The sequence below is a fragment of the Microbispora triticiradicis genome (assembly GCF_005864065.1).
GTDB lineage: Bacteria > Actinomycetota > Actinomycetes > Streptosporangiales > Streptosporangiaceae > Microbispora > Microbispora triticiradicis.
Genome location: NZ_VANP01000004.1, coordinates 464,222 through 480,723 on the forward strand (window position 1 = coordinate 464,222; position 16,502 = coordinate 480,723).

Annotated in this window: 16 protein-coding genes; 5 read left to right on the forward strand and 11 right to left on the reverse strand. The window is 73.3% G+C overall.

Annotation, left to right across the window (positions count from 1 at the left end; genetic code table 11):
* Nucleotides 1-87: 87 nt before the first annotated feature.
* Nucleotides 88-1,137 (forward strand): glucose 1-dehydrogenase, encoded by a 1,050-nt coding sequence (locus FED44_RS13515; protein WP_117408203.1) that lies wholly within the window; start codon nucleotides 88-90, stop codon nucleotides 1,135-1,137.
* Nucleotides 1,138-1,149: 12 nt separating this feature from the next.
* Here FED44_RS13515 and FED44_RS13520 read toward each other — a convergent pair whose 3' ends face one another.
* On the reverse strand, nucleotides 1,150-2,202 hold the full coding sequence (locus tag FED44_RS13520; RefSeq protein WP_244301899.1) for a polyprenyl synthetase family protein: 1,053 nt from the start codon (nucleotides 2,200-2,202) through the stop codon (nucleotides 1,150-1,152).
* 99 nt (nucleotides 2,203-2,301) lie between these two features.
* Between FED44_RS13520 and FED44_RS13525 the strand changes: the two genes are divergently transcribed.
* Nucleotides 2,302-3,261 carry an aldo/keto reductase gene (locus tag FED44_RS13525; RefSeq protein ID WP_117408210.1) on the forward strand — a complete coding sequence of 320 codons (960 nt, stop codon included), beginning with the start codon at nucleotides 2,302-2,304 and terminating at the stop codon, nucleotides 3,259-3,261.
* A gap of 21 nt (nucleotides 3,262-3,282) precedes the next feature.
* Here FED44_RS13525 and FED44_RS13530 read toward each other — a convergent pair whose 3' ends face one another.
* From FED44_RS13530 to FED44_RS13540, 3 genes are all read right to left on the reverse strand, one after another.
* On the reverse strand, nucleotides 3,283-4,176 hold the full coding sequence (locus FED44_RS13530) for an NAD-dependent protein deacetylase (protein WP_244301900.1): 894 nt from the start codon (nucleotides 4,174-4,176) through the stop codon (nucleotides 3,283-3,285).
* Between the two features lie 25 nt (nucleotides 4,177-4,201).
* Nucleotides 4,202-4,753 carry a YceI family protein gene (locus FED44_RS13535; RefSeq protein WP_117408201.1) on the reverse strand — a complete coding sequence of 184 codons (552 nt, stop codon included), beginning with the start codon at nucleotides 4,751-4,753 and terminating at the stop codon, nucleotides 4,202-4,204.
* 116 nt (nucleotides 4,754-4,869) lie between these two features.
* Nucleotides 4,870-5,739, reverse strand: a complete 870-nt coding sequence (locus tag FED44_RS13540) for a universal stress protein (RefSeq protein WP_138460837.1) — start codon at nucleotides 5,737-5,739, stop codon at nucleotides 4,870-4,872.
* Nucleotides 5,740-6,120: 381 nt separating this feature from the next.
* On the opposite strand from FED44_RS13540, the gene FED44_RS13545 reads away from it, so the two are divergent.
* Nucleotides 6,121-7,017: a hypothetical protein gene (locus FED44_RS13545; RefSeq protein ID WP_208758957.1), complete on the forward strand. Its 897-nt coding sequence runs from the start codon at nucleotides 6,121-6,123 to the stop codon at nucleotides 7,015-7,017.
* Nucleotides 7,018-7,202: 185 nt separating this feature from the next.
* Here FED44_RS13545 and FED44_RS13550 read toward each other — a convergent pair whose 3' ends face one another.
* The 3 genes from FED44_RS13550 to FED44_RS13560 form a co-directional block, all read right to left on the reverse strand.
* Entirely contained in the window at nucleotides 7,203-9,914 is a 2,712-nt protein-coding gene (locus FED44_RS13550; protein WP_138460838.1) for an arabinofuranosidase catalytic domain-containing protein, read from the reverse strand.
* Between the two features lie 237 nt (nucleotides 9,915-10,151).
* A complete protein-coding gene (locus FED44_RS13555) occupies nucleotides 10,152-10,781 on the reverse strand; it encodes an MBL fold metallo-hydrolase (RefSeq protein ID WP_117408198.1) in 630 nt (209 codons plus the stop codon).
* 119 nt (nucleotides 10,782-10,900) lie between these two features.
* Entirely contained in the window at nucleotides 10,901-11,386 is a 486-nt protein-coding gene (locus FED44_RS13560) for a CBS domain-containing protein (protein ID WP_117408197.1), read from the reverse strand.
* Nucleotides 11,387-11,558: 172 nt separating this feature from the next.
* Between FED44_RS13560 and FED44_RS13565 the strand changes: the two genes are divergently transcribed.
* On the forward strand, nucleotides 11,559-12,143 hold the full coding sequence (locus FED44_RS13565; protein ID WP_187406027.1) for a CBS domain-containing protein: 585 nt from the start codon (nucleotides 11,559-11,561) through the stop codon (nucleotides 12,141-12,143).
* A gap of 17 nt (nucleotides 12,144-12,160) precedes the next feature.
* On the opposite strand, the gene FED44_RS13570 is transcribed toward FED44_RS13565, so the two are convergent.
* Together FED44_RS13570 and FED44_RS13575 are read right to left on the reverse strand one after the other, a co-directional pair.
* Nucleotides 12,161-13,000, reverse strand: coding sequence for a universal stress protein (locus tag FED44_RS13570; protein ID WP_117408195.1), 840 nt, complete (start codon nucleotides 12,998-13,000; stop codon nucleotides 12,161-12,163).
* Nucleotides 12,990-14,660 carry a sensor histidine kinase gene (locus tag FED44_RS13575; protein ID WP_316246868.1) on the reverse strand — a complete coding sequence of 557 codons (1,671 nt, stop codon included), beginning with the start codon at nucleotides 14,658-14,660 and terminating at the stop codon, nucleotides 12,990-12,992. Before FED44_RS13575 ends, FED44_RS13570 begins: the two co-directional genes overlap by 11 nt.
* Before the next feature lie 165 nt (nucleotides 14,661-14,825).
* Here FED44_RS13575 and FED44_RS13580 point away from each other — a divergent pair, with 165 nt between their 5' ends.
* The gene (locus tag FED44_RS13580) at nucleotides 14,826-15,320 is read left to right on the forward strand and encodes an OsmC family protein (protein ID WP_165900774.1); all 495 of its coding nucleotides are present in this window, start codon (nucleotides 14,826-14,828) and stop codon (nucleotides 15,318-15,320) included.
* On the opposite strand, the gene FED44_RS13585 is transcribed toward FED44_RS13580, so the two are convergent.
* Nucleotides 15,211-15,681, reverse strand: coding sequence for a hydrogenase maturation protease (locus FED44_RS13585; RefSeq protein ID WP_117408193.1), 471 nt, complete (start codon nucleotides 15,679-15,681; stop codon nucleotides 15,211-15,213). The two genes, FED44_RS13580 and FED44_RS13585, sit on opposite strands and share 110 nt — an antisense overlap.
* Nucleotides 15,678-16,454: a nickel-dependent hydrogenase large subunit gene (locus FED44_RS13590; protein WP_138460839.1), complete on the reverse strand. Its 777-nt coding sequence runs from the start codon at nucleotides 16,452-16,454 to the stop codon at nucleotides 15,678-15,680. Before FED44_RS13590 ends, FED44_RS13585 begins: the two co-directional genes overlap by 4 nt.
* Nucleotides 16,455-16,502 lie beyond the last annotated feature (48 nt).

A 16,502-nucleotide genomic window follows, 5' to 3' on the forward strand; every position in this document is an offset into this window, starting at 1 on the left:
GAAGTTTTCCCTCCCCTTGGTGTTCTCCTTGTCCGGCCGGGGGCGGCGCCGCAGGTGGGACGGGCGGTCCCGGGGAAGGAATGCCTTATGCGCGCGCTCACCGTCGTGCCGCGCCGGGCCGGGTCGCTGGCGCTGACCGAGGTGCCCGACCCCGTGCCCGGCCCCGGCGACCTCCTCGTCGAGAGCGTCGCCGTCGGCGTGTGCGGCACCGACAGGGAGGTCGTCTCCGGCGACTACGGATACGCCCCGCCGGGCCGGGAGCGGCTGGTCATCGGGCACGAGTCCCTCGGCCGCGTACGGCAGGCCCCCGCCGGGTCCGGCTTCTCCCCCGGCGACCTCGTCGTGGGTCTGGTGCGCTATCCGGATCCGGTGCCGTGTGTGGCCTGCGCCCACGGCGAGCCCGACATGTGCCGCAACGGGCGGTACACCATGCGGGGGTTGAAGGAACTGGACGGCTACGCGAGCGAGATGTGGTCCGTGGAGACGGACTGCGCCGTACGTCTCGACTCGGGTCTCGGCGAGACGGGCGTGCTGCTGCAGCCGGCGTCGGTGGTCGCCAAGGCCTGGGAGCAGATCGAGAAGATCGGGACGCGGTCCTGGTACGAGCCGCGCAGGGTGCTGGTCACCGGCGCGGGACCGTTCGGCATGCTCGCCGCGCTGCTCGGCGTCCAGCGCGGCCTCGACGTGCATGTGTTCGACTTCGTCAAGGGCGGGCCCAAACCGGCGCTGGTCGCCGATCTCGGCGCGACCTATCACACGGGCTGGATCGAGGACGTGGTGACCGCCCTCAAGCCGGACGTGGTCGTCGAGGCCTGCGGCGCGGCCGAGGTCTTCACCGGCACCCTCTCGGCGATCGGCCCCTACGGGATCGTCTGCCTGACCGGGGTCACCCCCAGCTCCCGGCGGATCACCGTGGACGTGGGCACGCTCAACCGTGAGATGGTCCTGGAGAACGCCGTGGTCATCGGGACGATCGACTCCAACCTCCGCCACTTCACCGCCGCGGCCGGCTCGCTCGCCGTGTCGAACCGCGACTGGCTCGCCCGGCTGATCTCCCGGAGGGTGCCCCTGCACAGCTATGCGGGCGCCTACGAGAGGCGGGAGAACGAAGTCAAGGTCGTGCTCACCTTCGGCTGAACCTCAGGCGCCTCAGCGGTCCCGGTCGGCGGCCAGCCGGGCCAGCGCCTCCAGCCCCGCGGCGGCCTCCGGCGTCAGCCCCGCCGCCCGCAGCGACTCCAGCGCCTCGGCCAGCAGACCGTCCACCCTGGCGAGGCTCCAGGCGCGCCCGCCCGCCTCCTCCACCAGTCGCGCCGCCCGCGCCAGGTCGGGCTCCGCGACGGGACGGCGGTAAAGGGCGGCGAGCGCGGCGCCCGCCGGGGTGCCCGAGGCCAGCGCGGCGACGACCGGCAGGGACTTCTTCCGGTTACGCAGATCGGAATGCACCGCCTTGCCGGTGACCGCCGGGTCGCCCCAGATGCCGAGCAGGTCGTCCACGATCTGGAAGGCCAGCCCCACGTGCTCGCCGTACGCCTTCAGCAGCACGGACTGATCGGGGGTGGCGCCGCCGTACAGCGCGCCGAGGGCGCAGGCGCACCGGAAGAGGGCCGCGGTCTTGCCCTCCGCCATCCGCACACACGCCTCCAGGCCCACCTCGGCGCGCTCCTCGAAGTCGAGATCGGCGCTCTGGCCGTCCAGCAGCGACTGCACGTGCCCGGCCAGCACCGGCACGCCGTCCGTCCTGCCGTCTGCCGCGCTGTCCGGCCCGCCGTCCGTTCCGGTGGCGAGCACGGCGAACGCCAGCGCCAGCAGCGAGTCGCCCGCCAGGATCGCCTGGGCGCGTCCGAACACGGCCCAGGCGGTGGGCCGGTGCCGGCGGACCCGGTCGCCGTCCATCACGTCGTCGTGGATCAGCGAGAAGTTGTGCACCAGTTCCACCGCCACGGCGGCGGGCAGCGCCGCCGTCGCCTCTCCCCCGGCGCCCTCCGCCGCCAGCAGCGTGAACGCCGGCCGCAGCGCCTTGCCGCCGCCCGCGCCGCCGACCGGCCGCTCCCGGGCGTCCCACCAGCCGAAGTGATATCCAGCCACGCGGCGCATCGAGTGCGGCAGCGTGCCCACCGCGCGGCGCAGCGCGGGATCGAGCAGGTCGCGCGTACGGGTGAGCACGTCCGCGGCGCACGGACGCGCCACCACCGGTTCCGTCACGCTCCCACCGCCTCTGGCTCGGGTGCATCGTCGGGCAGGCCGGGGCCTGTCGGCGTACCCGATCGCGGAGGTCCACTAACGTGGGGCGTCGTGTACGAGATGCTCCGCCGGCCGCTGGGCCGCAGCCGCCTCCAGGTCACCCCGATGGGTCTCGGGCTCGCGGCGCTCGGGCGCCCCGCGTACATCACGCTCGGGCGCGACGAGGACCTCGGGCCCGGCCGGGACGTCGCGGCGATGCGGGCGCGCACCTGGGAGGTGCTGGACGCCGCCTGGGCGGCCGGCGTGCGCTACTTCGACACCGCGCGCTCCTACGGACGCGCCGAGGAGTTCCTCGCGGGCTGGCTCGCCGACCGGGGGGTCCCCGCGCGGGAGGTCGTCGTCGGCTCCAAGTGGGGGTACGAGTACGTGGGCGGCTGGCGGATGGACGCCGACCGCCACGAGGTGAAGGACCTGTCGGCCGCCCGGCTGCGCCGCCAGCTCGGCGAGACGCGGGAACTGCTCGGGGACCACCTGTCGCTCTACCAGATCCACTCCGCCACGATCGGCAGCGGCGTGCTCGACGACGAGGACGTGCTCGGCGAGCTGCGTGCGCTGCGCGACCAGGGCGTCGCCGTCGGCCTGTCCACCACCGGGCCCGCGCAGGCGGACACGATCGACAAGGCGGTCGCGACGGGACTGTTCGACACGGTGCAGTCGACGTGGAACCTGCTGGAGCGTTCGGCGGGCGACGCCCTGGCCCGGGCGCACGCCGCCGGGCTCGGCGTCATCGTCAAGGAGGGCGTGGCCAACGGCCGGTTGACGGCTCGCGGCGCGCCGCCCGCGCTGGTCCGCGCCGCCCGCGAGCGGGGCGTCACCCCGGACGCCCTCGCGCTGGCCGCCGTGCTCGCCCGCCCGTGGGCGGGTAGCGTGCTGAGCGGCGCGGCCACGATCGGCCAGCTCGGCGAGAATCTCGCGGCGCTCGGCGTGATCTGGGACGACGAGGCCGAGAAGACGCTGGCCGAGCCGGCAGAAGACCCGGAGACCTACTGGGCCCGCCGCGCCGCCCTGCCCTGGAGCTGACCCGGCGCCCGTCGTGGTCCTCTAGGCCAGGTCTCCCAGGAGGGTGGTCAGAGCCGGGCCGAGCGGGGCGTCGAAGGTCATCAGCGCCTCGCCGTCGCCTCGGGTCGGCCCCTGGTTGATGATCGCAACAGGGATCGAGCGGGCGGCGGCGTGCCGTACGAATCGGTAACCGGACATCACGGTCAGCGAGGACCCCAGGACCAGCAACAGGCCGGCCCGCTCGGTCAGCGCGTAGCACTCCTGCACCCGCGACGGCGGGACGTTCTCGCCGAAGAACACCACGTCGGGTTTGAGCACTCCGCCGCAGCCCTCGCAGTCCACCGTACGGAAGGTCTCGATCTCGGCGGTGGTCAGCACGGCGTCGCCGTCGGGGTTGATCAGCGCGGTGCGGGGGTGCCAGCCGGGGTTCTCCGCACGCAGCCGCCGGTCCAGTTCGTGGCGGGCGCCGCGGTGACCGCAGCCGAGGCAGCGCACCCGGTGCAGGCTGCCGTGCAGCTCGATCACCCCGTGCGCGCCGGCGGCCTCGTGCAGGCCGTCCACGTTCTGCGTGATGACCCCGGCGACGAGCCCGCGGCGCTGCAGTTCGGCGACCGCGCGGTGACCGGCGTTGGGGGCGGCCTCCACGATGTGCCGCCAGCCCAGATGGCTGCGGGCCCAGTAGCGCCGGCGGGCGGAGGCGCTGCTCACGAAGGTGTGATAGGTCATCGGGTCGGCTCCGCGCCTGCGTCCGGTCTCTCCGCGGTAATCCGGGATCCCGGACTCGGTGGACAGGCCCGCCCCGCTGAGCACCACCACGTCGCCGTCCGCCACGAGATCGGCCAGCATGCTCCACCGCTCGCCGGTCTGCTCGGCGGTCCGCTGGCTGGCCTGCTCGGCGGTCTGCTTGATGGCTCGCGCCATTGGAAGCCGGTTCACCCCTCCATGGTGCACGATCGGCGCCTCAGCCCGGCACAAGCCGCACGTCGAAGATCACTTCGACCTCGTCGCGCAGCCTGAGCGCGCCGAAGAACGCGGAGTAGGGGCGGATGCCCCACTCCGACTGCACGACGGTGGCCCGGCCGCGGGCCCGCCCGCCGGTGAGCGCTCCCTCGACGGCGACCGGCCGGGTCACGCCCGCGATGGTCAGGTCGCCCTCGACGCGGAACGCCCCGGGGTCGCCCCCGACACGCGTCGACCGGAACGTGATCGTGGGATGCCGGTCCGACCTGAGGACCTTCTCCCGCATGTTCTTCTCGATCTCGACCCGGTCGGAGTCGGTGAGCGGTTTGACCCCGCCCGTGCCCTCCCTGACCCGCATCGAGGCCGTCTCGACCTCCAGCGAGACCCGGGAGGCCGCCGGGTCGTCCGGTGCCACCACCGCTTCGCCCCGCCACCTGGTGACCTCGATCGTCAGGTCATGCCCGGCCTTCGCGCCCAGACCGGCGCGGCCGGTGAGGACCAGCAACCGCCCCGACCTGGGCCCCAGCGCGTACGTGCCCGCCTCGACGTCCATGTCATCGGCATTCCCACGCTCTCGTCCGGCGATGTCGCCGCGGGGGACGGTACTCGTGGTGACCCGGCGGGAGGGATCGGCACAGGGCCATCGCCTTTACGTTGTAGATCACACAATCAACGTGTCCCCTCCGGGGGCCGTACGACTGCGACGGGGCAGTGCGCGCGGTGCAGTACGGCGTGGCTGACCGAGCCGAGCAGCGCGCCGCGCACGCCGCCCAGCCCCCGCGACCCGACGACGACGAGGTCGGCGACGAGCGACGCCTCGGCGAGCGCGGGAACCGGGTGCCCGAAGACCGCCGACTCGACGAGCGGGACGTCCGGGTGCTTCTCGCGCCACGGCGCCAGTCGCAGCCGGGCCGAGCGCGACTCCTCCTCGAAGGCCTCGCGCATCGTCGCTATGTAGCCGGTGGCGAAGGGGGAGAAGATCGGCGCCTCCCACGCGTAGACGGCGTGCACCCGGGCCCGGCGCGCCCGCGCCTCCTCGAAGGCGAACTCCAGCGCGGCCTCCGAGTGAGGCGATCCGTCGAAACCGACGACGACCTCGTGATACTCGTCGCGGTGCGGCCTGCGTACGACCACGACGGGGACCGGGGCGTGCCCGGTGAGGCCCAGGCCGACCGACCCGAGGACCAGGCCGGAGAAGCCCCCGGTCCCCCGGCTGCCGACCACGAGCGCGTCGGCCCCGGCCGACGCGGCGCGCAGCGTCTCGACGACCGTCCCCTCGGCGAGTTCCGTCGTCACCTCCAGGTCCGGGGCGACCTGACGTGCGCGCTCCGCGGCCGCGGCCAGCACCCCTTCACAGAACTCGCCGTAGGAGTCGGCGAACCCCTCCACGGCGTGGAACGGGTACTGGTGCGCCCACGGCTCGCGTACGTGGACGATGCGCAGGGCGGCCCCCCTGCGCCGCGCGTCGTCCGCCGCCCACTCCAGCGCCGCCGTCGCGGGCTTCGATCCGTCGACGGCGGCGACGACCAGTCCGGTCATGGTCCGTTTCCTCCCTGTGCTCAGCGGCTCGCGATGCTCGGCGGCTCGCGGGCGCGGGGACACCGCTCCCGGCGACCATCGCACCGTGTCCGCTGCCCGTCGCACAGCGGTCGAAAGTCCCGTCACCCCGGGACTTCCGCCGCCTGCCGTGCCTCCTGGGCGGCAGGCCCGCCAGACATCGCGAACTCCATGGATCGAGAGGCTTCCGGCGGGCATGCTCTCTGTCAGGAGACGTCTCGGGCGGGAGCGAGCATCGTGCCTGGCGGAATGCCGTGTGGTGACAGGACCAACGCAACTCACCGGTCGCGGAGCGGAGCGCGCCTGGACGCGCCCCTGTCCGGCTCGCCGCCCGCACCCGGCCGCATCCTTTGGCGGACGCCCGTGGCAGGCACGCCCCGTTCCGGCGCGCCGTCCGCGCCCGGCCGGATCCGCCGCCGGCCGCCCGCCGTGCTGGCCCCGGTGCTGGCCACGCTGGGGTTCCTCGCGGCGGCGGCGTGCGGTACGGGCCCGGGGTCGTCCCCCGCCGCCGAATCGGCGGCCACGTCAGCCGCGACGTCCACAGGCCCGTCGTCCGGCTCGTCTCTCGCGGTGCCCTCGGCGGCCGTGACCGGCACTCCGGCTCCCTCGCCCGCCCTCGCCACCCCCTCAGGCGGCCCCCTGGTGGCAGGCCGCTACCAGCCGCTGTGGCCGTTCGCCGACGAGACGCAGGTGCGCGACTGGCAGCGGAGCTACCGCGCGGGCGGGCACCAGCCCTGGCATCTGGACGCCGGGCAGACCGCTCTCGCCTTCACCCAGGGATACCTGGGGTTCAAGGGGATCGACCAGCTGGTCGACAGCACCGTCGACGGCGCGCACGCCCGCGTCTCCGTCGGCATCCGCGGCGAGGGCGGCGGTCGTCCCGGCATCGCCTCCGTCATCCACCTGGTGAGGTTCGGCACCGGTGGCGACGCTCCCTGGGAGGTGGTGGGCACCGACGACACCACCTTCTCCCTCACCACCCCCCGGTACGGCAGTTCCGTCTCCTCCCCCGTGAAGGTCGGCGGCAAGATCACCGGTGTGGACGAGAGCGTCCGGGTGCAGGCGCGCGGCGCCGGTGGCACCGGCCCGCTCGGCGAGCGCTGCTGCGTCTCGGCGGGCGGCGAGAACCGCCCTTGGTCCACCACCCTCGACTTCCGTGCCGCCCCGGGCCGGACGGTGACCATCGTCGCGAGCACCGGCGGTCACATCGCCGACGTCGAACGGTTCGCCGTGACCGGGGTGCGCACCGCTCCACGTTAGGCTCCCCGGCCTCCTCGGCAGCGACGGACGGCCAGAGGTGGGCGAACGCAGACCGGCGAACGCAGACGGACGACCACAGGAGCTTTCTGCCTGTGGTCGTCCGCTCACGTCGCCCGCGTTCGGGCCGCCGGTTCCGGTGCCCACCGTTCGCGGCGGGCACCGGAAGCGGCCGGGGATGTGTCAGGTCACCTCGCGTTGGCCGCGCCGGGCGTGGGCACGTTGGTGGTGACGAAGTCGCGGCAGAGACTGTCGGTGTCGTTTCCGTCGGGCCAGCGGGCGTTGCTCCGTCCGGCACCGGCGGCCGCGCCCGCCACCACCGCGATGCAGCCGCCCCCGCCCTGGTCGGCTTCCAGGACGGCGAGCTCGGGGCTGGTGATGGTCCCGTTGCCGCTCGAACTGCTCTGCTGGGATCCGTAGACGACGGCGTCGACGACCACCGCGCCGGTGCCGTCCCGCAGCGCGATCGAACCGGCGCCGGTGGAGAGGGCGCCTCCGAACCACTGGTCGGGCGCCTGCTGCCCCTGGTAGCCGGTCGTCGTGACCAGGGGATTCACCACGGCCGCGCCGATCTCGTGACCGTTGTCGAGCGGACGGTCGAGGGTGATGCCGCTGCCGAGCGCCTGCACGGACACCCCGCTCGTGTGCGGCTCCTTCGTCCGCGGCGAGAAGCTGATGCCCGTTCCGCGGTCGGACACGTCGACGCCCTGCTCGTGGGCGAGCCGCAGCGGGGCGGCGAGGTCGACGCCCGTGCCGTTCGCGCCGGTGGTGCCGACGGCGGCGACGGTGACCTCCTCCTTGTTCTCGCCCGTGTCCACCGTCAGGGTGTCGCCGACCGTCATGTTGGCGTCGGCCGCGACCTTGATGTTGGTCGCGCCCGCGGACGCCGCCGCCGACAGGGTCGTCTGCGTGGCCGCCTTGCCGACCGCGGTGACCGTGGCCTGCTCGTAGTTCTCGCCCGTGTCGATGCCGATCCGGTCGCCGACCGCGAAGCCGGCCGCGTTCGTGACCGGCACGTTGGACGAGCCGCGGGGAATCGTGATCCACGGCCCGGTGGAGACGGGGATGAACAGCGTCGTCGCCGCGGTGGCCGCCGTCCCGACCTGCTGGACCGTACGGGTCTCCCGGCCGGAGCCGGTGCCGATGTCGACCTGCTGGCCGGCCGCGAAGCCGGTCGTGCTCCTGACGTTGACGACGGTCGCACCCTTGCTCACCGGGGCCGCCACTCCCGAGCCGGACAGGCCGAGGAGGTAGTAGTCGCCGCTCGCGAGCTTCGTCCCGGCCGGGATCCGCGCCAGGGTGGTGGCGGCCGAGCCGCTCGGGGTGTTGGTCAGGGTCCAGCCGGAGAGGTCGACCTCGGCGCCCGAGGCGTTGTAGAGCTCGACGAACTGGTCGGTCGCGTTGGTGCTGGTACGGAAGCGGACCTCGTTGATCCTGATCGGGAGGGCGCTCCGCACCGCCTGGGTGATCTCGGTGGACTGCCTGTTCCGGCCGGCGGAGTTGACATACTTGCCCTCGCCGACCAGGAAGCCCGCGCCGGTCTCCGCCGCCGAGGTGACGGTGAAGGTGGCCCGCACGCTCTCACCCGGCTCGACCCGGCCGAACGTCGCGGATGTGTCATCGGTGCCCTTGACCCGGACGGTCCACTTCTTGGGCGCGGCCAGGCTCAGGTTGACGTTCAGCGCGGCCTCCCCCGTGGTGTTCGTGAACGTCTCGGTGACGTCCTGCGACGAGTTCGGGGTGAAGGTCGTGACTCGCGACAGGGCCAGCCGCTGCACGTCGTACCTGGCGGCGACGATGTTGGCCTGCACCGCGTCCGTCGTGGCCTCCGACGGGTAACCCGTCGTCATGACCCCTTCGTAGAAGGTGCCGGACGAGCCGTTGCCGTTGTCGCCGCCGGTGCCCAGGAGGACGGCGCCCTTCTTGTGCATCGGGTAGTAGCTGGCGTTGGTCAGCGAACCGGGGCGGATTCCGCTGTAGTAGGTCGTGAGGGGGCCCTCCTGCGCGTTGCCGCCGCGCAGGTCCCACTGGTTCCCGCCGCCGCCGTCGACGACGGCGGTGACGAACCGCCAGGAGTCGATGGTGGGGTCGGCCGGGTTCTGCTTCGCGTTGTATCCGGAGAACAGGCCCGCCTCCATGTCGGCCATGATCCACGGACCGGGTCCGCTGCCGCTCCCCCAGGCGGTGGCGGTGCCGAAGTAGGTGGTCTCCATGGTGCCGGTGCCCACGGCGCGGCCGTTCGTCGAGGAGTTGCCGTAGTCGAAGCAGCAGCCGCTGTCGTAGTGCTTGCCGTCGATGACGTAGTAGATGCCCTCCGGCTCGTCCCCCTTCGCGAGGCCGGTGGCGTTGTTGTTGCGATACCCCATGCCCGGCATGATGTAGGTGCCGTACACCCGGTGGCCGCTGAGCGTGATCGGCGCCATGTCCGCGATCGAGAGGGTGTCGAATCCACCGACGGCGGGACCCCGGAAGGTGCCGGGGGGCGCCTGGTAGAGGTGGTTGCCCTTGCCGGACTGGTCGTAGATCGTGGTGATCAGGCAGACCGTGTCCTCGCAGAACGAGTCCTGCCTGTCGGCGTCGGCGTATCCGCCCGCGTCGGGGTATGCCCCTCCGACGGGGGCGACGACGCCGATGTCCCTGACCCTGTCGTCCGATGTCCGCCTGACCTGGTAGAGCGGGCCGTCGTAGGAGGCGTACAGCGCCCGGGTGGTGCTGTGGGCGGTCACACAGGGGGTGCCGCCGGCGGCGTAGATGTCACACGGGCCCTGCGGCCTGGCCGGAGGGGGCGCCGCCTGCGCCGTCGGCGCCGTCGCGATCGTAACGCCGGCCAGCGCCGTCACGATCGCCGCACCGGCGGTCAGGATTCTCCGGTGTACGGAACGGATGGGGGGTCTCGCCATGTTGGATCGTTCCTCCATACATCCTGCTCGGCTTGAAAAGCCGATTGTTAGCGCTAACAAATGTTTGCGCTAACATCACTAGCTGTTCTGGACGGCGGACGAGGGATGGGAGTCGGGCGCTGATCAGCAACCCAGACTATGGCACCGGGCAGAAATCACGTCAAGGTTAAGGGCGTGCTTTACGGACGGGCCTTTTCCCCTCGTTTTCCGAAGCGGTTCCCGGTGCCCCGGGTGGGATCAGTGACCTCGGCGGATCCAGTCGTCGAGGTGGGGCTGCTCGGCGCCGATGGTCGTGCTGTCGCCGTGGCCGGTGTGCACGACGGTCTCGGGCGGCAGAGTCAGCAGACGGTCGCGGATCGAGCCGATGATGACCCCGAAGTCGGAGAACGAACGGCCGGTGGCTCCTGGTCCGCCCTGGAACAGCGTGTCGCCGGTGAAGAGGACACCCAGGTCCGGTGCGTGGAAGCAGCAGGCGCCGGGGGCGTGGCCGGGCGTGTGCAGCACTTCGAGGCGGGTCCCGGCCACCTCGATGATCTGCCCGTCGGACAGGGCGCCGTCGGGCTCCCGGTCAGGGTGGGTGAGCCGCCACAGCGGCAGGTCGGCCGGGTGCAGCAGGACGGGCGCCCCGGTGGCGCCGGCCAGCTCGGGCGCGACCCGGATATGGTCGTCGTGCGCGTGGGTGGCCAGGATCGCCAGGACCCGCCGACCGGCGATCACGTCCGTGATCGCCTTGACGTCGTGCGGCGCGTCGAACACCACGCATTCGGCGTCGTCGCCGAGCACCCACACGTTGTTGTCGACGTCGAACGTCTGGCCGTCCAGGCTGAACGTGCCCGAGGTGACGGCATGGTCGATACGGGCACTCACGAGAAGATCACCACCGAGTTGCGCATGGCCCCCATTGTGCAGGATCTCGGCGGGCGGAGTCCTGGTGGGCAGGGCTCGGCGGGCAAGGCTCTGTGGGCAGGGGCTCGGCGGGCAGGGGCTCAGTCCGCCCGCGACGGCTTGGGCGGAAGCACCGGCTCCAGCCGGAACAGTCCCGCCGACGAGTCCGCGTCCTGTGCCACGGCCACCCGTCTGCCCGCCACCGCCGCCAGTAGGTCGGTCACGGTGACGATGCCCTTCAGCATGCCGGAGGCCCCGATGACGGGCACCACGTCCACCTCCGACTCCAGCATCGCGGCCGCCACCCCGGGCAGGGGCTCGTCCGGGGACACGTGCGGGCACCTGCGCCCTCCAAGTAGCTGCCGCACCTGGGCGCTCGACTGCTCCGCCGGGCCGCCGGACCAGTGGGCGGCGATGTCCTCCCGGGTGAGCACGCCGATGATGTGGGACCCGGAGTCCACGACGGGCAGATGGTGCATCGACCCGCGGCGCATGAGCTCCCAGGCCATGAGCGGCGACTCGTCCGGCTTCACGGTCACCAGCACGCGGCTCATCACGTCGGCGGCGGTCATGGCTTCCATGGTCATCGTCGTCCACCTCCCGCGGGCGGCGCACCCGGCTCTCTGCCGGGGCACGCGCGTCTGCCATCTCCATCGGACACCGGGACGCGGTCGGGCGCAGGTGCCGAACGTCCCGAGCTGCGGGGACCTGCGGCCCGGCGGGCACCGGGCCGCCCGGGTGAGGATGGAGACAGCGAAGGTGGAACGGTCGACGCTCAGGTGGGAGGTGGCCATGCTCGCCGGTGAGGTCATGAGCAGCCCGGTGATCACGCTGGGCCGGGGCGACACGGTGCGACGCGCGATCCGGGTGCTGTACGACCACGACATCACCGCCGCTCCCGTGCTCGGAGACCACGGCGAGCTGGTCGGGATGGTCAGCGAGATCGACCTGCTGTGCGGCGCCTTCACGCCCGGCCTGTCCGGGCCGGCCACGGTGGCGGACGTCATGTCGCGGCAGGTCAGCACGGTCGAAGAGACCACCGACACGGCGGTGCTGACCGACCTGATGATCGCGAGGAGGATCAAGAGCGTCCCGGTGCTGCGGGACGAGCGGGTCGTCGGCATGGTCAGCCGCCGGGACCTCATGGCGCTGCTGGCCAGGTCGGACGCCGAGCTTCGCGACGCGGTCCTCGCCGCGCTCCGCGAGCGCTACCCGTCCGAGACCTGGGAGGTGAGCGTGCGGAACGGGGAGATCGACCTGCGCGGCCCGGAGGGCCAGGGCCCGGAGCACGTGGCCGACCTGCTGGAGCGGGCGGTCCCCGGGGTACGGCCGGCCCGCCGCTGACACCGGCGGCCCAGCGGTCAGAGAGCGTGCCGGACGACGGCCACCGGGCAGCGCGCGTGTTCGAGCACGGCGCGGCTGACCGAGCCGAGCATGGCCGCGGTGAGGGCGTTCCTGCCGTGGGAGCCGACGACGAGCAGGGCGGCCCGGGCCGAGGCGTCGACGAGCGCGGAGACGGGATGGGCGCGGACCATGTCGAGTTCGGTCTCGACGTCCGCGTACCTGTCCCGCCAGACGGTCAGCAGGCGCCGTGCCCGGTCCTCCCGGATCCGCCCGATCTCGCCGGTGTCCACGGCGATCCTGGGCCCGGAGGAGATCGGCGGTTCCCAGGCACAGACGACTCTGAGCCGGTGCCCGCGCAGCCGGGCCTCGTCGAACGCGTACGCGAGCGCGGGCCTCGCCGCGTGCGTGCCGTCGAATCCGGCCACGATCTCCGCGCCGGCGCCGGGAGCCGCCGGGCGTACGACGACGACCGGCACGTCCACGTGACCGGCGAGCCGCGCGCCGACCGGCCCGTGGCCGCCCAGCACCAGCTCGGCCGCGCGGCCGGCCTGCTCGCGCAGCACGCGGCCGGGCCGCCCGTCGGCCAGTTCCGTGCTCACCTCCAGGCCGGGCCACCGGTCCCGGGCGACCTTCTCGGCGTGGTCGAGAAGCTGCCGGCCGGACGGGATCATCCGGTCGTAGCAGTCGGGGATCGGATAGCGGGGGGCGTCGTACGGCAGGCGGTCGGCGGCGTGGACCACCCGCAGGGGCAGTCCCCTCCGGTGGGCCTCGTCGGCCGCCCATTCCACGGCCTGGATGGCCACGGTCGTGCCGTCGGTGCCCGCCACGATCGGGCGGTCGGCGAAACTAGTCCTCATCGCAAGCCTCTCCAGGTGGCGGCAGCGGGACGCTCCAGCGCAGGCAGGTGCCCCCGTCCGGGCGTGGCCCGGCCGTGCAGCTCCCTCCCAGGGCCTCGGCCCGCTCCCGCAGGTTGAGCAGGCCGCTGCGGCGGCCTTGTGCCGGGATGCCGATCCCGTCGTCCTCCACGGCCAGCGTCAGCCGGCTTCCCTCCACGCACACGCTCACCGTGGTGCGGGTGGCGCGGGCGTGCCGTACGACGTTCGACAGGCCCTCGCGCACCACCGCCAGCAGATGGTCGCCGATGCCGCCGGGGACGCGGGTGTCGAGCCCGCCGTCCAGCCGCAGGGCGGGCAGGAAGCCGAGCTGCGCCCGCGCGCTCTCGACCAGCGCGACGAGCCGGGCGCGCAGCCCGGGAGCGCCGGCGGGGGTCTGCAGCGCGAAGATCGTGGAGCGGATCTCCCGGATCGTGCCGTCGAGCTCGTCGATCGCGTACCGCAGGCGGGCGGACGCCTCCGGGCGCTCGACCAGCCGAGCGGCGGCCGTCAGGGTCATCGCGATCGCGAACAGCCGCTGGATGACCACGTCGTGCAGGTCCCTGGCGATGCGGTCGCGGTCTTCGAGCAGGCCGAGCCGCTCGGCGTCCTTGCGCGCCTCGGCCAGTTCCAGCGCGACGGCCGCGTGCCCGGCGAACGCGTGGAGCATGCACACCTCCGACCGGCTGAACGGAATGCGGCCGGGCCGCCTGCCGAGCCACAGCACCCCGCGTACGGCCCCCGGGGTCCCCAGCGGGACGGCGCACACCGGCCCCTCGTCCTCGTCCGCGGCGTCGGCGGCCATGCGGGGTTCCGCCAGGGTGAAGGCCTGCCCGGCGAGCGTGCCGTGAACGGGGATCCGGCGCGCCCCCGCGCAGGTCTCGGGGAGCGCGCCGTCGGCGATCGCGACCCGGAGGGTGCGCCCGCCGGGGTCCGGCAGCAGGATCGCCATGGTGTCGGCGCCGGCCATCCGCCGGGCGCGGCGGGCGATCAGCGTGAGCACGCGGGGCGTCTCGGCGCCGGACAGCAGGCTGGTCGTGATCTCGCCCGACGCCTGCAGCCAGGTCTCCCTGCGGCGGGTCTCCTCGTAGAGGCGGGCGTTCTCGATGGCCACTCCGGCGGCTCCCGCGAGGGCGACGACGATCGCCTCGTCGTCCTCGTCGAACTCCCCTCCCCCGCGTTTCTCGGTGAGGTAGAGGTTGCCGAACACCTCGCCCCGCACCCGTACGGGGACGCCGAGGAAGCCGCGCATGGGGGGATGGCCGGGTGGGAGGCCGTACGACTCGGGGTGCCGGGAGATGTCGGGCAGCCGCAGCGTCCGGGGCTCCTTGATCAGCAGGCCGAGGAGGCCCAGCCCGTGGGGCCAGTGCCCGATGCGGGCGATCTCCTCCTCGCTCATCCCGACGGGCACGAACCGGGCCAGGGTGTTGTCCTCCCCGATCAGGCCGAACGCGCCGTACCTGGCGTCGACCAGGGTGGTGGCGGTCTCGACGATGCGCCGCAGGACGGTTTCGAGATCGAGGTCGCCGCCCACCGAGACGACCGCCTCCAGCAGTGCCTGCACCCGGTCACGCGTCACCAGGACCGCCTGCAGCCGCGCGTGCAGCTCGGTCAGTAGCTCGTCCAGGCGCGTGCGCGGGATCACCGCGCTCACCCTCGTCCTCGCCGCGGCATGTGGGCCACATCTGAAAGTGTCGCAAATAAGGACAGTCCGGACACCGGCTCTTTGCCAGGTCACGACGGGCTTCTTACCAGTGCGAGCCCTCGGCGGGCCCGACCACCCGGAGATACTCGAACTGGGGGGTGGACCATGCCGGCTGAACAGCGTGACGGGGTCATCCAGGTCGCCTGGCACGGAGCCGGCCGTTTCGACGTCCACGTCCGCCGGCACGCCGTACGGTCCGACCAGCCCAGGGACGTCGGCGGGAGCGACACCGGCCCCACGCCGGCCGAGCTGTTCGTGGGCGGGCTGGCCGCGGGTGTCGCGCACTGCGCCGAACGCTTCCTGCGCCAGCGGCAGCTCGCCGCCGGGGTCGGCGTCACCGCGCGGTACGGCCTGGGTGTCTGTCCCGGGCGGATCGACCGGGTCGAGCTGTCGGTGGACGCCCCCGGCCTCCCTGAGGGCCTGCGCGCCTCTCTCCTGTCCGTCCTGGAGCACTGCGCGCTCTGCACCACGCTGCGGGTGCCGCCGCGGATCACCTTCGACGTGCGCCAGGCCGTTCCCGGGTCAGCCGTTCCCGCAGCTCACGAGCCGTACGGTGAACCGCGGCCAGGACGGGCGGGGTCATCGGCGCCCCCGGCGTGAAGTCACCGCCCTCGATGCCGACGACGACCAGCTCGCCCGGCAGGCGGCCGAGGGCGACGGCGTCGACGAGGCCGAGCGAGTGGGTGCCGCCTTGCCATCCCGCGTGCCATCCCGCCTCCGGGAGGGACGGCAGGCGATCGTGCACGGTGCCGGGGGGCGCGCCGGTGCGGACGGCGTCGACCACGATCGCGAGCGCGGCGCCCGACCACGCCTCGACCAGCGCGGCGGCGTCGCCGCAGGCCTCCACGGCGACGCCCGGCGGCGGCGGGTCGCCGAGCAGCCGGGCCACCGCCAGGCCCGCCGCGTCGTCGCCCCGCAGATCGCCGCCCAGGCCGACGACGACCGTCTCCCCCGTGGTCACCCGCGATCCAGGTGGAAGTCGAGGAAGTGGGCGGAGCAGGAGATGCAGGGGTCGTGGTTGCGGATCGCCCCCTCGCACAGGGCGGCCAGCTCCGCCTCGGGCGGGTCGAGGCCCGGGGCGAGGCGGGGCGCGAGCAGGTCACGCAGGTCGTCGTGCTCGACATCGGGGAAGTCGAACGCGGCCACCCACGCGACGGTGGCGACGGCGTCGTCGCGGGCGCGGCGCAGCCGCTCGGCGACGGGGGCCAGCTCCGCCCGGGCGGGCACCCGGTAGAAGCCGCCGACCCGGACGTTCACGGGGTGGATGGGCCGCCCGCCGACGACCGCGATCAGCTCGTTTCCGGCCTTCTTCAGCGCGAGGCCGCGCTCGACCAGGTCGCGGCGGTCGGCGGCCATCGCGATGCCGCTGTCGTAGCCGAGGAAGTCGGGCGCGTGCAGCAGGTGGACGTGCAGCGCGTGCGACTCGATCCACTCGCCGTAGTACAGCAGCAGCCGCAGGTCCCGCAGCGGGCCGGTCATCTCCACGCCGCAGGCGGCCTCGATCGCCTGGCAGGCGCTCATCTGGTACGCCACGGGACAGATGCCGCAGATCCTCGCGGTGATGTCGGGGGGCTCGGTGTGGCCGCGCCCGCGCAGCAGCGCTTCGAAGAACCGGGGCGGCTCGTAGATCCGCAGCTCCAGACCGGTGATCCGGCCGTCGAGGGCGTGCACCACCAGCCCGCCCTCGCCCTCAACCCGGGTCAGGCCGCCGATCCGCACCGTCTTGTGGGTCACTCGTGTCCCTCCTCCCCGGCTTCCTCGGCCGCTCTCCGGAAGGGCTCG

Coding starts and splice junctions, on each gene's coding strand:
- FED44_RS13580 (WP_165900774.1), top strand. CDS start 14,826: ATGCCGGCTGAACAGCGTGACGGGGTCATCCAGGTCGCCTGGCACGGA.
- FED44_RS13570 (WP_117408195.1), bottom strand. CDS start 13,000: ATGAGGACTAGTTTCGCCGACCGCCCGATCGTGGCGGGCACCGACGGC.
- FED44_RS13515 (WP_117408203.1), top strand. CDS start 88: ATGCGCGCGCTCACCGTCGTGCCGCGCCGGGCCGGGTCGCTGGCGCTG.
- FED44_RS13550 (WP_138460838.1), bottom strand. CDS start 9,914: ATGGCGAGACCCCCCATCCGTTCCGTACACCGGAGAATCCTGACCGCC.
- FED44_RS13560 (WP_117408197.1), bottom strand. CDS start 11,386: ATGACCATGGAAGCCATGACCGCCGCCGACGTGATGAGCCGCGTGCTG.
- FED44_RS13525 (WP_117408210.1), top strand. CDS start 2,302: ATGCTCCGCCGGCCGCTGGGCCGCAGCCGCCTCCAGGTCACCCCGATG.
- FED44_RS13540 (WP_138460837.1), bottom strand. CDS start 5,739: ATGACCGGACTGGTCGTCGCCGCCGTCGACGGATCGAAGCCCGCGACG.
- FED44_RS13535 (WP_117408201.1), bottom strand. CDS start 4,753: ATGGACGTCGAGGCGGGCACGTACGCGCTGGGGCCCAGGTCGGGGCGG.